The following is a 15442-nucleotide window of genomic DNA, read 5'->3' as shown; positions in this document are numbered from 1 at the left end:
CCTTTGCCCACTAAGTCACTACGTCCGCTTCCCGATTATCGAGATCGTATTCTTCATGACCGACCTTGCTTTATTCAGCTCTTCTTCCTTACGCGGAGCCTCCAGCGGCTTCGCACGCTGCTGCCGATCCCAAAATTGCGCCAGCGCATATATCGTGGAATGCTCATAGAGACTGACCAGAGGAATCTCCCATTCATAGTGCTCCTTCAGCTTGGCGTTGAACCGGATGAGATCGAGAGAGCTGGCGCCCAGATCAAAGAAGTTGTCATGTACCCCTACCTGCTCCATGCCAAATGTTCGCTGCCATACCTCGCATAGCGTCCGCTCCAGCTCGCTTGCCGGAGCCGTGTACTCTGTTGCTTGGTCGCGCTGCTGCGGCGCGGTCGGAGTCGCATGCTCTTGTTCGAGCAGCTTGCGGAAGCGCTTCGCGCCATACTCAAGCTTGACCCCAAGCTGCTGAGGGGACACGATCACTTGCGGATAGGGCGACTCCAGGATGCGTTGGAACACCTCTACGCCTTCTGCTGTCGACAGACCGTCTTCCAGAATCGTCTCCACCTCGGTATTCAACTGCTTGGCCCATCGCGGCGCTGACTCGACAGACATGCCCGCCTCCTTCCAATCCGGCCAGTTGATGGATATCGTGTATACGCCCTCTCGGGCGTTCTTATAGAATGCGAAGGCGTCAAGAAACTCATTGGCCGCATTGTAGCCGCTCTGGCCGAACTTTTGATAGGCAGCGATATTTCCAATCGACGAGCACAGCACCAGAAAATCGATCGGCGCTTGCTGTTGCTGCAGCAGTTGATCCAGAATCAAGGTTCCGGCTATCTTAGGAGCCAGCACGTGATCATTTTGCGCCTTGGTGCGGTACTGCATGATGCCCAGATAATCGGCCACCCCCGCCGCGTGAATGACCCCATGGATCGGTCCAAAGCGCAGCCGCGCCATCTCCAGACCACGAGCCATCTCCTGCATATCGGCAGCATCCGCCTGGATGAGCATCACCTCAGCACCGTGCTCCTCCATCTCCAGGATGCCGCGAATGGCATGGCTCGTTCGGTCTTGCTCCGAATTAGAGTGTAGCCACCGCTCCCACTCGCCCCGCTCAGGGAAAGCGGAGCGACCGGTCAATACGAGCCTGGCCTGAACAGAACGGGCGAGATGCTGAGCAAGCGCGAAGCCGATCCCGCCTAATCCTCCGGTGATGACATACACGCCTTGATGCCGCAGACGGCTTGCCGGATACGGCCTATTCTCCAGGCGACACGGCTGGAACCTCTGAATCCAGCGATAACGCCCCCGGTAGGCAACGACATGCTCTGATCCCTCGGCTTGACATTCATGAACGAGCTGCTCGACCCACTCTCCCTGTTGTGAATAAGTCGTCCAATCCATATCTATGCTGCGACAGCGCAGGCCAGTGAACTCCAGGCCGCAGATTTTGGAGAAGCCCAGCAGGGCAGCCTGCTCAGGATGATGCGCCTCGTGGCCGATAATCTCTTGCATGTTATTGCTCAGTGCAAGGATCTCGATCGCTGTGCCCAGCGGTCTTTTGCCTAAGGCTTGTGCGGTGTAGAGCAGGCTGTAATAGCCTTTATCCAGTGTCAGGCTTGCCTCCTCGATGGACAAGGCGCGCTCTGCGCCCTCCTTCATACTCCATGCATGAATAATTTTGCGTGGCAGCAACTGCTGCCGCACAAGCTCCGATACAAGCGCCTCGTAATGCTCCGGTTCCCCTGGATCGATCGCGAAGGAGGATGGACTATGCTTGGTATAGCTGTCCCCTGCATAGATGCGAATGACCTGGTATCCCTCTAGCTCCAGCCGCTCACTTAATGCTGTCATTTTGCGGCCGCTGTCTACATAGACCCACAAGACGCCTTGATCCGCGGTCGTGTGTACGGATGACTGCGGATACTGCGGGAGCGAATGCCGCTCCCATGCGGGAACATAGAACCAATCCGCCAGGTCGGCCTGTTTTTCGAGATTCTCCCCCATGGAGGCAACAGAGGCGTTAGCCGCCGCCTGGGCGGGATGCCCCTTCCATACCTGCATAGAATGCGGCTCGAACGGATACGCGGGCAGTGGCAGCCGTCTTCTCTGCTCTGAGGCATAGAAGGCCTCCCAGTCCACCCTCACCCCGTTAACCCATAGCTGTCCCACGGTGCGATACAGATGCTCCATATCCGATCGCTGCTCCAACGGATGTCGCAGCGCGCTTGCAATGAGAAGCGCCTGCTCTTTGGCAGGATGGCTTTGTGCGAAGGTGCTTAATACTTTTCCGGGCCCCATCTCAATCAGGATGGACTGCCCTGTCTGGAGCAGCACATCCAATCCTGCGGAAAATGCAACCGTACTGCGCAGATGCTGGCTCCAGTACGACGGCGATAGCACCTGCTCGCCAGTAATCCATGTCCCGGTCAGGTTGGAGATATAGGGAATAGCCGGAGGACTCATCCGAATCTGAGCCGCCGCTGCCTCGAATTCACCGAGTATGGCATCCATACTATGCGAGTGGAACGCATGAGATGTTCGCAGCCGTGTCGTCTTCACTCCCCTATCGGCCAACTGCCGCTCCAGGCGGCTGATCGCATCGGTCGTGCCCGAGATGACAGCATGGGCGGGACTGTTCACTGCCGCTAAGGATACCTCGTCAGAGAGAAGCGCGCGCACTTCCGATTCCGGCAGCCCGACACTGAGCATGGCACCGCCTGGCGTAGACTGCATGAGCCGGCCGCGGGTCACCACAAGCTTGAGCGCATCCTCCAGGGTGAATACCCCTGCCAGGCAGGCAGCCACATATTCGCCGATGCTGTGTCCGATCATCTGATACGGTTGCACGCCCCAGCTCATGAGCAGGCGGGCAAGCGCGTATTCGGTGCTGAACAGCAAGGGCTGGGTGATGTCTGTCCGGTTGAGCATTTCCGCTGCGGCCTGCTCCTCTTCCTTCTCGGGGAACAGCACTCGCCGCACGTCCATCCCCATCAGCGGCTGCAGCACTGAAAGGCAGCGATCCAGCTCCTCCCTGTACATCGGTTCGTTCGCGTACAAATCCCGCGTCATCTGGATGTGCTGTGACCCTTGACCGGTGAACATGAAGGTTACCCGCGGGAGGGGGACTGCTGTTCCCGTCTGGCGCGAGCTTGTCCCGCTCGCGCCCTCAAGCGCACGACTCAACTGCTCTGCGGCATCACTCGCACTCGTGGCAACCACTACTCTGCGGTGGTTGAACGCCCGTCGTCCTACATGCAGTGTATAGGCGACATCGGCTACTATCACATCAGGATGCTGTGTCAGTTCATTCGCCAGCCTGCGAGTCGCCCGTTCAAGCGCCCTCTCCGTCTTGGCGGACACGGACACGATGCTCCACGGCCTGGAGGCTGACGAGACGGGCGGAGACGGAGGCTCCTCGAGCAGCACATGGGCGTTCGTTCCGCCCATCCCGAAGGAGCTGACCCCTGCTCGCCGCACGGGAGCCTTCCAGTCCGCAAGCTCGGTGTTGACATAGAAGGGCGTCTGCCCGAAGCTGATCTTGGGATTCGGCTGCTCATAGTGCAGGCTGGGCGGCAGCTTGCGGTGATAGAGCGCAAGTACGGTCTTCACAAAGCCCGCTACCCCCGCCGCAGCGTCCAGATGGCCGATATTCGTCTTCACGGAGCCGATCGCACAGCTTCCTGGCTGCTGCTCGCCAAATGCAAGCGCCAATGCTTCAACCTCGATCGGGTCGCCTAGCGGCGTACCGGTGCCATGCGTTTCGATGTAGCTGATCTCCTCCGGCCCCAGCCCGGCCATCTGCTGGGCGCGGCGGATAACCGACACTTGTCCCTCGACTCCAGGCGCGGTAAACCCGGCCTTGTGGATGCCATCATTGTTGACCGCCGCCCCCTTGATGACAGCCCAGATCGGGTCGCGGTCCCGCACAGCCTCCTCCAGCCGTTTCAGCACCACCATCCCGACCCCGTTCCCGGCCACCGTACCGCTGGCCTTCGCATCAAAGGCCCGGCAATGTCCGTCCGGGGACAGAATCATTCCCTCCTCGTACAGGTAGCCGCCCTGTAGGGGATAGGTAATGCTGACGCCCCCGGCCAGCGCCATCATGCATTGTCCGCTCACAATATCCTGATAGGCTTGCGAAATAGCAACAAGCGAGGTGGAGCAGGCGGACTGCACGGTCATGCTTGGCCCTGTCAGATTCAGCTTATACGACAGGCGCGTGCTGTAAAAATCCTTCTCATTGAGCAGCATCAATGTAAATTGGTCGATCGCATTGGACGGCTGCTGGGTAATATGCCTGAGCCATGGGTAATTGGATGAGCCCCCGACATACAGGCCGATGTCTGCCCCGTTCTCCACGGAATAGCCGGCATGCTCCAGCGCTTCCCAGGCGCATTCATGCAGCAGACGAATCTGCGGGTCCATCATCGCCGCTTCCTGCTCATGATACTCAAAGAAAGGGGCATCAAAATGCGCTGCATTCTCCACGTACCCCTTGGCTTTCACATAGCGTTTGTGCTGAATCAGCTCCTCCGGGATGCCGCTCTGCCTCAACTCATCATCCGAAAAGAAATGAATCGATTCCACGCCTTCCTTCAAATTGTCCCAGAACTCGTTAATGTCTCTTGCTCCCGGAAAGCGGACAGCCATGCCGATGACCGCGACATCTTTGCTGCCTGTCGGCTGCTGCGGACGTTCCGGCTCTACACGCGGGGCCGTATCCTGATAGTAGCCTGCCAAGGCCGACACGGTCGGGTAGCGGAATAAGGTCGTCATGGTCAGCTCCTTGGAGAACGCGCCCTTTAACTGCCCGAACAGCCGCACCATCTTGAGCGAATTGCCGCCAAGCTCAAAAAAGTTATCATGCAGCCCCACCTGCTGCACCTTCAAGACATTCTGCCATATCGCCCGTATTCGCTGCTCCACATCGTTGCCTGGCTTGACTTCAAGCGCAGGCGGCTTACGCACAGGCTTCATCAGCAGCAGCGCCTTCTTGTCTGCCTTGCCATGCGATGTAACCGGAATCGAATCCAACCGAATATACTGGGCGGGAACCATGTAGTCCGGCAATACCTGTAGCAGCTTCTGCTGTAGCTCCGATGTATCCGGCTCGCCTGCGGCTACGATGTAAGCGACAAGCTGGCGATCTTCGGAGGTATCCCCTGATGCAAGCACGACCGCATCCTTGATGCCGCTCATGCGGCGAAGGGTCTCCTCGATCTCCCCCAGCTCGATCCGATAGCCGCGTAGTTTGACTTGATGATCCTCGCGTCCCAGATATTCCAGGTTACCGTCTGCAAGCCATCTCACGCGATCTCCTGTCAGATAGATGCGCTCCCCTGGAACATGCGGGTTGTACACGAATGCTGCCTCGGTCAGTTCGGGACGATGGAGGTAGCCCCTTGCCAGCCCGGCGCCTGCGATGGCAAGCTGTCCAGGAATTCCGACAGGCTGCAGCATCATGTGCCGGGATAACACATAGCACTGAATATTATCGATAGGCTTGCCGATTGGGACAGGAGCCTGGTCGTCAGCCTGCTCGCACCGATAGTGCGTCACATCCACCGTAGCCTCTGTCGGGCCGTACAAGTTGATCAGGGCAACGTGCTCGCCTACCCGGTGCTTGAAGGCATGAACATGGCTGCGGCTGAGCGCCTCCCCACTTGCAAAAACCTGCCTCAAGCTTGCAAGCTGCGCTGCCGCTCCCCCCTCCTCCACGACCTCCAGGAAGACCTGAAGCATCGAGGGAACAACATGCATCGTCGTTACCCCGTATTGCTGTATGGATTGCAACAGGGCATAGGGGTCTCCCTCTTCCCCATGAGGAAGCAGGCAGCACGATGCCCCGTAGAAGGACCACCAGAACAACTCCCAGACGGATACATCAAAGCTTATGGGTGTTTTGTGCATAATGACGTCCTCCGTCGAAAGAGGATACGCCTGTTGCATCCAATGAATCCGGTTGAGAACCGAGTGATGCTCGATCATCACGCCTTTCGGCTCCCCGGTGGAGCCGGAGGTATAGAGAACATAGGCCAGTTGGTTCGGAGAACCCGTCTCCTTCAGCGCCTGTCTGCTCTGCATGAGGATGAGCGGATCATTCAGTGCAATCGTATCCACCTCATCCAGCTCGCTGTACAAGCGGGCAAGCTGTGCCTGGCATAGCATCAGCTTTGCCCCGCTATCCTTGAGCATATATCGTGCTCGCTCCTGCGGCATATTCGGCATGATCGGCATATAGGCTCCGCCTGCCTTTAAGATGGCATATAGAGCCACGATCATCTCCGGCGAACGCTCCGTGCAGACGGCTACAACCTTATCCGGGCCAATCCCCTTCGCACGCAATACATGGGCTAATTGATTCGCACGCTCGTCCAGCTCCTTATAGGATAGCGATCCGTCCTGGAAGCGCAGAGCGATCTGATCCGGTGTTCGGCGCACCTGCTCCTCAAATCGATGATGAATACATGAAGGAACCCCCTCTGCCTGGGCAATGATGGATGGATGTAAGAGGCGACCTTCCTCCTCCTGCGTCAGCAGGGACAGCTTGTCCAGGCTCTCCTGGGGCTTGGCAGCCATCTCCTGCAAGAGCTGAACAAGATGCCCCCCGCAGCGAGAGATGGCTTCCCGATCGATCAGCCCCTCTGGCCAGGAGAAATGTAGGGTCACCTGATCGAAGCATTCGATCGAGACGGTGAGATCGTAATCCGTCATTTCACGCATGGCATACGACTGAATAGCAAGAGGAGACTGTTCCCCCATCATTAGTGCGCGCTCCAGCGGATAGTTCTCTACAACGACCAGCGTATCGAAGAAGGGCTGCCCGCGCTCTCTCCCCCCATAATGCTGGATGTCAACGAGGGAGCTGCTCTCGTAGTCAGCTCGATCCTGCAGCGTCTGGAATAGTTCCCGGAGAAGCATGCTTACTGTCTGGCCTTCCGTCCTTCGCACCCTTAGCGGCAACGTATTAATCAGCAAGCCGACCATCTCTTGGATACCGACGATCGGCATGGATCGTCCCGAGACGGTAGTACCGAAGAGCGCTTCCTCCGAATCGGTATATCGCTGAAGGAGCAGCCCCCATGCTGCGTAGAATACCGCTGCGAGTGTCACGCCGTTATGATGTGCCAGCCCCTGTAACGCCTGCTGCAGGGCATGATCGAGCGCTATGGAATGAGTCAGCGCCCGGTTGCGCTCGGATGCCCGGGTTTTTATGGGCAGCGGTGTGGGATCGGGCATCTGGCTCAGATAGCTTCTCCAGTACAGCTCCTGCTTCTTAGCATCCTGCTGTTGCATATGGCGAATATAGACGGAGAAGGCCGTTTTCTTCGGCAGGTGCAGAGCCTCTCCTGATACGATCATGCGATAGGCTGTCATGAATTCACGCAGCACGATCCCCATGCTCCATCCGTCCAGCAAAATATGATGAAATCGCATAATCATATCGAACGAATGATCCGTACCCCGGCATAGCTCCACAGCGAAGGGAACGAAGCGCAGGTCAAAAGGAGTAAGCTCTGTTCGCTTCCCTTCTGTAATGTGCAGCTTGAAATTGCTTTCCCGCAAGATGAGTTGAACGGGATTGTGGACGCCTTCCCACCGGAATACGGCGCGCAGCATCTCGTTGGCGCGAATCACCTGCTGCCATGCCTCTTGTATGTGCGAGGCGGTAATCTGTCCGGCTAGCCGCAAGCTCAGCTCTTCATGATATATCGTGGATGACGGATGATTTAGATAGTGAAACAGCATCCCTTCCTGCAGCGGTGTTAATGCAAGTACGTCTTCAATGTCTTCCTTTCTCAATTTCATCTGGCGATCCATCGCGCGACACCCCCCATCCTATTTCCATTAACCATTGACGGTTTGGCCTACGGACAACGACTTGCGGTCTATCTTCCCATTTTCTGTAACGGGCAACTGCGGCAGCACGACATATGATCCTGGAAGCATGTAATCTGGCAGGATGCCTTTGCAGTGACTGCGTAGCTGCCTCAGGTCGAAGCCTTCACGTACAACGATGTAGGCGACGAGCTTCACCAATGCTTCGGATTCCTCAGTCACCGCCACGGCACACTGCTCGACGCCGCTGTAGGACAGGATACCAGCCTCCACCTCGCCGAGTTCAATGCGTAGTCCGCGTATTTTGACCTGGTGATCCGTTCGCCCATGGTAATCCAGATTGCCGCTCACGCCCCAACTGGCCAGATCGCCTGTCCTGTACATTCTTACTCCTGGCTGATCGGGATGGGGAATGAACCGTTCCTCCGTCAGCTCGGGCTGATTGGCATATCCGCGTGCTACGCCTGCGCCTGCGATATACAATTCCCCGATCTCACCTTGAGCCAGACCTGTTCCGTTGTCCCCGATGATCATCAGCTCAATACCGTCGATCGCTTGGCCGATAGGGACGATCCCGCTGACTGGGGAATCCGGCGAGCAATCATAATACGAGACATCAATGGTCGCTTCCGTCGGCCCGTACAGATTCGTCAACTGTGGCTGCCATGGCTCCGATAATACGCGGTAAAAAAGCTCCACCTGTCCCCCCAGCAGCGCCTCCCCGCTGGCAAACACATGTGTTAGCGAGCGCAATCGGTATTGCTCCTGAGCGCCGTCTACATAATTCAGAAAGGCGCCAAGCATCGACGGCACAAAATGAATCATCGTCACCTTGTTCGTCTCCACTGCCTCCAGGATGGCCTGCGGGAATTTCTCCATTGCGGGGGGCAGCAGATGTACGGACGCACCGGCTACAGACCACCAGAGGAGCTCCCATACGGATACATCAAATGTGAAGGGCGTCTTCTGCAATAGAACATCGCCCTGGCCGATGGGGTAGGCCTTTTGCATCCATTGAATTCGGTTAACTAGAGAGTGATGCTCGATCATCACGCCCTTAGGACGGCCCGTCGAGCCCGAGGTATAGATGACATAGACGAGATCGCCCGGGGCGTTCACATGCTCGGGGTTATGGACATCTCCACGATACACTTCCGGGTCATCCACCATGATGGAAGGATAGCTCAGCTTGTCCGCATAGCGCCTCGCGGTCAGCAGCAGCCGTGCCTGGCTGTTCTCCAGCATATAGCGTACTCTGCTGTCGGGATGCTGCGGGGAGAGGGGCAGATACGCTCCACCAGACTTCAAGACCCCGAACACAGCAACCATCATGTCGAGCGACCGCTCCAGCATGATGCCGACAACCGTATCCGGCTTCACGCCCGCAGAGCGAAGACGGAAGGCAAGCTGGTTCGCCTTCTCATTCAGCTCGCGATAGGTCATCATTGATGAGCCGCATGTGACGGCGATGGCATCGGGCCTCTGTTCCACCTGAGCCTCAAACCCATGATGCAGAGCAGCATAGCTCATATCAACTGCTCCTCGCTGGTACGGGCTTGGCGGCGTGCAAGATGCTTCGCTCTCTGCGCGAAGCCCTTCCCTAACAGCAACTGGTGAATCTGATTGCTGCCTTCGACGATTTCCATCGTTTTGGAGTCGCGGTAATACCGCGAGACGGAAAGCTGGTCATTGCAGCCGGAGGCGCCCATAATTTGCACGGCATTTGCCGAATGGCGCGCTCCTGCGCGCGAAGCAAAATATTTGGCGATCATAATCTTCTCCGTGGCTTCCGCAGAATGCTCATCCTTCGCCTGGCAAGCATGCAAGCACAGATGCCCTGCCGCCTCTAGGTCCACGCCCATATCCGCGATCATATGCGAGATCATGCCATGATCAATGAGAGGCATTCCGAACGAATGGCGATCCATCGCTTGCTCTCCGCAAGTCTCCAGGCAGCCGCGCAGCAGCCCGAGTGCAGCCCATGCAATCGAGATGCGCCCATATTCCAGGGCATAAGGCGCGATATGCGACAGCGCAAAGCCGGGTCTGCCCAGCATGTTGCTATAGGGGATACGGCATTCGTCCAGTTCAATGGTTGCGAGCTGAGAAGCCTTGAATCCAAGCATGTCTCGAATCGGATGGATGGTAAGCCCAGGACGATTGCGCTCCACGAGACAAGCGACAGGCTGCGTGCCGCTTAGCTTGCCGAAGACGAGCAGCACGTCGGCCAGACCGCCGAAGGTGATCCATTTTTTGCGGCCATTCACAATGAAATGATCGCCCTCCAGGCGGAATTCTGTCCCCATCATCTGCAGGTCGGAGCCAGCGCCAGGCTCGGTCAGTGCGAGCGCCGCAATCGCTTGACCGCTCGCCAGACGCGGCAGCCAGGCCGCCTTCTGCTCCTCCGTCCCCCATTTGAGTATGGATTCAGCCACCATCGTATGCACATTAAACAAGCCGGATAATGAGACGCTTCCCCGTCCAATCGCTTCATTGAACAAGCCATAGGTCACATAATCCCAGCCATGCCCGTCATAAGACGCGGGAAGTGTGCCGCCGAAATATCCTCGCTCCGCACACTGTCGGATGATGTCCGGGCTCAGGCGCTGCTCAATGTCCCACTGGTTGGCGTAAGGCTCTACCTCACGCTGAACGAAGGCGGTGAATTCGCTATACTTCTCCTGCTGCCACGGTGCAAGCAAGGCTCTCATATTAGACACCTTCCCTCAGCTTGTTGCGCACAAAATTGGTGATCGCAGCGACCGACTTATAATTATTCATATCGAGGTCATCCATCGTCACCTTGATCTGAAAGGTCTTCTCCAGAAACGTCATCAGTTGGATGGCAAAGAGCGAGTTCACCAGTCCCTCTTCGAAAATTTCCACATCGTAATCCAGCTCAGGCACATCCACATGCTCGGCAATATAGTGATGCACACGCTCCTCTAGCTGCTTCACATCGTTCATGCTTCATTCCCCCTTTGCTTCGTGTAGTCATAAAACCCTGCTCCCACCTTGCGTCCGAGTCTTCCGGCTTCTACCATCTTTTTCAGATAAGGGCTGCAACGAAATTTGGGGTCCTGATATTCCTGGTATAATACATTCAGCGAGTCCATCACGGTATCCAACCCGATCAGATCGGCTGTTTCCAGCGGTCCCATCTTATGTCCAAAGCATTTTTTGAATATCTCATCCACCTGCTTGGCAGTAGCCACACCATCCGCCACCACAAATGCAGCTTCATTCATAAATAAATGGGAGATGCGGTTCGAGACAAAGCCAGTCAAATCATTGACTACAATCGCGTCTTTATCGAGCTGTGCTAACAAGGCTTCTGCCTCGTTCACCGTTCGCTCGGACGTATGATAGCCCCGGATAACCTCGATCGAAGGCTTCAAGTACACCGGATTCATGAAATGCATACCGATCACCTTGTCCGGTCTATGTGTCACACCCGCTACCTTCGTAATCGAAATCGCAGAGGTATTGACGCCAAAGACGACATCCGGTCGGCATAGGCTGTCCAACTGCCGATACAGCGGCTCCTTCAAAGCCCATTGCTCCGGAATGTTCTCTACAATGAACTCACAGTCCTCAACGTGCTTCATATCCGTCGTTGCGATAACGAGAGAGCATACCTGCTCCTCGGATACGACAGGCAGCGCCTTATTGAGCAATGGAGCGAATCGAGCGGTCTGGACGATCTCTCGCTTCGCCTTCTCCAGCGCCTGCTCGGAGATGTCCACAAGAACGGTCTGGATGCCATGCAGCAGCAGATCGACTGTAATTCCAATTCCCATCGTACCTGCGCCGATAATGCCTACTTTTGTATACATTGTCGTTCACCTCGTTTCAATCGCTTGTAATCGAGTGCCTGCTGCATTCGATGGTTTCCTTCCTGCACCGGCACTCGCTTCGTCTCCAGTGCCAGCTTCAGCATATCGATCGCTGCTACAGCATCCTCGTATAGTGGAATCTCCTCAGCGGCCCGTAGAGCTTCGTAACGGGCCTCGATCTGCCGATATGGCTCCATGACATACCTGGCATACTCTTCACGACTGGTATTGCGGTTTTTTACAGCGACCACAGCAGTCAGACATCGAGCCATAATGGAGAGGTAGTCGCTGTCCTGAACGAGCAGCCCTCGACTCGCCTCCAGCACATCCTTTTCCTTATCAAAGGTGAACGTTCTCAGCGTGGGGGACAAGCTTTTCATTAAGTATTGCAGCACATTTTTGGGCCCGATCTCGACCGCAACCCTCATCCCCCGCTGCAGCGCATACTCGGCAGAGGAATGCCAGTGAACGGGGTTGACTAATTGCAGCACCAGATTCGTCGCGACCTCCTCCACCTGATCGCCGTATGGCCGACCGTTCCAGTTCGCGATGACCGGAATACGGGGGGGACGGAGCGCTACAGAGTGGACAAGGGGCTTGAATTCATCGGCTGCAGGCTGCATCCATGGCGAGTGGAACGGCCCGCTCATCTGGATCGGAATTACAATTCCACCGCGTTCAACCAGCGCTTCACCGACTGCCCGAATCATGCGATGCGAGCCGGAGATGGAGGTTTTATACGGGGTGTCGTAGGCGGAGAGATAGACCGGGTCAGCAGTCGTACTCATTTCCCGGCAAGTCTCCTCTACTACTGTGGCCTCCAGATTGGTGACCCAAGCCATCGTGCCGTCTATAGCCGCAGCTTGCCGGCTCACGATAGCGCCCCGCTGATAGACTAATTGCAGTGTATCGCTGAGGCTCGCTGCCCCGGCACAGCAGAGCGCTGAGTATTCTCCAAGCGAGTACCCGAGCATCGCATTCGGCTCGAACTCCATCTCTTGAACGAAGACCCGATAGGCTGCCACACTCACGCACACGAGAGCGGCTTGAGCGTGCTCCAGTCGATTCAACTGCTGCTGCTGATCTTTGGAAAAACAGAGGCTTGTCATATCCAGGTGCAATGTGTCGCTAGCCTCCTCGAAGGTTTCACGCGCCATCGAATAACGATGATACAAGTACGCTCCCATCCCCGTATAATGCGAGCCAACGCCCGGGAACATGAATACAGTGTTGATCAAGTCATGTCTCATCCTCTCGTCTCCTTCGTACTCCCGCTTCACATGCTGCTTGCTTATGCGAAGCTTTCGCTGGGTACAGACACAGCAGGCTTGTAATAAGCACGCAATCCATGCATGGCTATCATCGGCTGCAACACCTGGGTCGTGCCCTCGATAATCTCCATAACCTTGGCCTCTCGAAACAATCGTTCCGCCGGGAACTGATTGGAGAGGCCATTCGCGCCCAGTACCTGGATCGCATCCGTTGCCACCTTCATAGCTACCTTCGAGGCAAAATACTTGGCAATCATCGTCTCCGACAGAGCATGAGCATGATGGGCAGCACGCATAGTCCCCGCCTGGATGCATAAGGAACGAGCCGCGTGAATCTGGCTGATTCCTTCCGCGATAATGGCTTGAATCGCATCATATTCACAGATGCTCTTGCCGCCTTGCTTGCGATGGCGAGCATAGCTAATCATCGTCTCCAGCGCCTCCTGTGCAATGGCGACACTCCCCCATGCGATCGCGTACCGCCCATGATCCAGTGCCGTCGAACCAATATAATCGAAGCCGCCCCCGACAGGTCCCAGCACGTTGCCAGCGGACACTCGAACATTTTCCAGTTGCAGCTCGGCCATGTGAGAAGCCTTGCCTGCCAGTAAGCCGCCCATCGGTCTGACGGATACTCCCTTTAGGCTGCGCTCCACCAGGAAGGCTGTCGTAGTGCCATGATGAGAGGCAAGCACCAGATAGACATCCGCGATTCCGCCGAATGTAATCCATTTTTTTGTTCCATTTAAGATATAGCCCCCATCCTCCTGCCGGTAGCTCGTTTCTACTGCGCGGGCATCACTTCCGACATTCGGCTCAGTCAGGGCGAATGACGCCAGGACCTGCCCAGCCGCCAGCTTGGGAAGCCACTGCTCCTTCTGCGCCTCCGTTCCAAAGCGCAGCAGTGCTTCTCCAACAAGCGAGGTATGAACCGTCATGAGTTCGCGGATGGAATTGCAGGCCTTGCCCATACACTCCAGAAGCTGTCCATACTCAACCGGAGTGAGCTGCAGTCCTCCATAAGCTGACGGCAGCGTGGCGCCCAGGAACCCCCGTTCCGCCAGCCTCCGCAGCACCTCCGTCGGAATCGCACCCTGCTCCTCGAAGCTGGAGGCATAGGGTCTTAATTCCTCGTCTGCGAAGCGCTCTGCCTCCTGAATAATTTCTGCCACTGATCTCATGGCTGTACACGGCTTTGTGTTTTCTTGTCAATCAGTGAGATGATCTTGTTGAGCGTACTGAAATTGGCAATCTCCAGATCTTCATTGTCCACTGTAATGGCAAACTCCCGTTCGATGAATTGCAGTAGTTGCATGGCAAACAGGGAGTTCACAAACCCGAGGGCAAAGATGTTATCATCAGCTTGAATCTCAACGTCCTCCTCAAAGATGATCAGATTCTGTTGGATAAAATTCTTCACGATCTCGTAACGATCCATAGGACACCTTCTCTCTAGGAATTAATAGTGTATTGCGGTGTAATCACCTTGATGGATGGCGGGTATCCCACTGCCTCCTGAGCGTCATGCTCCAGTAATAGATGTCGATCCTGCTTCTTGATTTCTCTGAATCCGGCAAAGCGATAGGTCACATACATCAGGCGATTTTTGTCCGTTTCCTTGAAGTCTGCGAGCAGCCGTTTCCCTTCCTCCCTTGCACGCTGAATCAGATACGTCAGCAATACCGTCCCCACGCCTCTGGACATGACACGGCATGACATTAATAACAGCTTCAGATGGTATGCGGTTGCATCGACCTCGACTAACGCCAAGCCAATCTTGCCGTATGACCCGAATCGGTCTGTCAGTTCACATACCAACAGCTTATATTCGTCCAGCTCCGAGAGTCGCTTCAATTCCTCATAGCTGTATGTGATTCCGGTTGAATTGAGCTGATTGGTTCGGACCGTAAGCTCCTGCATTCGCTGCAGGTCTCCCTCGCATGCCTCTGTAATCATAAACTTCATCTGAAGAGACGCCATAAATTCCTCTTTCGGGCCAGTGTGCGACTCCTCGGCCCGGTTGCGTTGCTCATCGAGCTTGTACAACTGCCGTCGTCTGCCGGTCTCCTCCGTGACCACCTGCGGGTTCAACCGCGGGTGATCGAGCAGGGCAGACAGCTCCTTAGCCTCCAGACACCAGACATCGGGATGCACACTCTGCACTTCCTCTAATTCAAATAACTGATCGTCGACGAACAGAAAGGTATTCAGTCCAATATTCAGTCTCTGCTGAATATTGGTGATGGAGTAGGATTTCGCATGCCAGTGGATCTCCGGGTACAGAAAATAGTCATCCAGCCCGAATTCCTTCAGCTTCGACATGGCCGCAGCATAGTCGTTCTTGCTCGCAATCGATTGCAGGATGCCCCGTCGATCCAGCTCCTGTATGATCTCGCGTATGCCCGGCTTTAGGGATACCTCCGACGTTTCCAGCAGCACTTCATCCCATAGCGTATGGTCAAGATCCCATACCACACACTTGATTTCCACACCCATGTG

General features: G+C 56.0%; 9 protein-coding genes. All 9 read right to left on the bottom strand.

Annotation, left to right across the window (positions count from 1 at the left end; genetic code table 11):
* Positions 1 to 18: 18 nt before the first annotated feature.
* The 9 genes from ACY1JZ_RS03520 to ACY1JZ_RS03480 are packed head-to-tail and all read right to left on the bottom strand — an operon-like array spanning position 19 to position 15439.
* On the bottom strand, positions 19 to 7818 hold the full coding sequence (locus ACY1JZ_RS03520; RefSeq protein ID WP_462628093.1) for a non-ribosomal peptide synthetase: 7800 nt from the start codon (positions 7816 to 7818) through the stop codon (positions 19 to 21).
* 27 nt (positions 7819 to 7845) lie between these two features.
* The gene (locus ACY1JZ_RS03515) at positions 7846 to 9366 is read right to left on the bottom strand and encodes a non-ribosomal peptide synthetase (RefSeq protein ID WP_462628092.1); all 1521 of its coding nucleotides are present in this window, start codon (positions 9364 to 9366) and stop codon (positions 7846 to 7848) included.
* Positions 9363 to 10547, bottom strand: coding sequence for an acyl-CoA dehydrogenase family protein (locus ACY1JZ_RS03510; protein ID WP_270171067.1), 1185 nt, complete (start codon positions 10545 to 10547; stop codon positions 9363 to 9365). The genes ACY1JZ_RS03515 and ACY1JZ_RS03510 overlap by 4 nt, the downstream gene beginning before the upstream one ends.
* Before the next feature lies 1 nt (position 10548).
* Entirely contained in the window at positions 10549 to 10803 is a 255-nt protein-coding gene (locus ACY1JZ_RS03505; RefSeq protein WP_462628091.1) for an acyl carrier protein, read from the bottom strand.
* Complete coding sequence (locus ACY1JZ_RS03500; RefSeq protein ID WP_462628090.1) at positions 10800 to 11672, bottom strand: 3-hydroxyacyl-CoA dehydrogenase family protein; 873 nt, start codon at positions 11670 to 11672, stop codon at positions 10800 to 10802. The genes ACY1JZ_RS03505 and ACY1JZ_RS03500 overlap by 4 nt, the downstream gene beginning before the upstream one ends.
* Positions 11657 to 12922, bottom strand: a complete 1266-nt coding sequence (locus tag ACY1JZ_RS03495) for an ACP S-malonyltransferase (RefSeq protein ID WP_462628089.1) — start codon at positions 12920 to 12922, stop codon at positions 11657 to 11659. The genes ACY1JZ_RS03500 and ACY1JZ_RS03495 overlap by 16 nt, the downstream gene beginning before the upstream one ends.
* Positions 12923 to 12963: 41 nt before the next feature.
* The gene (locus tag ACY1JZ_RS03490; protein ID WP_462628088.1) at positions 12964 to 14124 is read right to left on the bottom strand and encodes an acyl-CoA dehydrogenase family protein; all 1161 of its coding nucleotides are present in this window, start codon (positions 14122 to 14124) and stop codon (positions 12964 to 12966) included.
* Complete coding sequence (locus ACY1JZ_RS03485) at positions 14121 to 14381, bottom strand: acyl carrier protein (RefSeq protein WP_270171072.1); 261 nt, start codon at positions 14379 to 14381, stop codon at positions 14121 to 14123. Before ACY1JZ_RS03485 ends, ACY1JZ_RS03490 begins: the two co-directional genes overlap by 4 nt.
* 14 nt (positions 14382 to 14395) lie before the next feature.
* Entirely contained in the window at positions 14396 to 15439 is a 1044-nt protein-coding gene (locus tag ACY1JZ_RS03480; RefSeq protein WP_462628087.1) for an HAD-IIIC family phosphatase, read from the bottom strand.
* Positions 15440 to 15442 lie beyond the last annotated feature (3 nt).

The sequence above is a fragment of the Paenibacillus sp. J5 genome (assembly GCF_054955055.1).
This window is presented reverse-complemented; position numbering and strand designations above follow the sequence as displayed.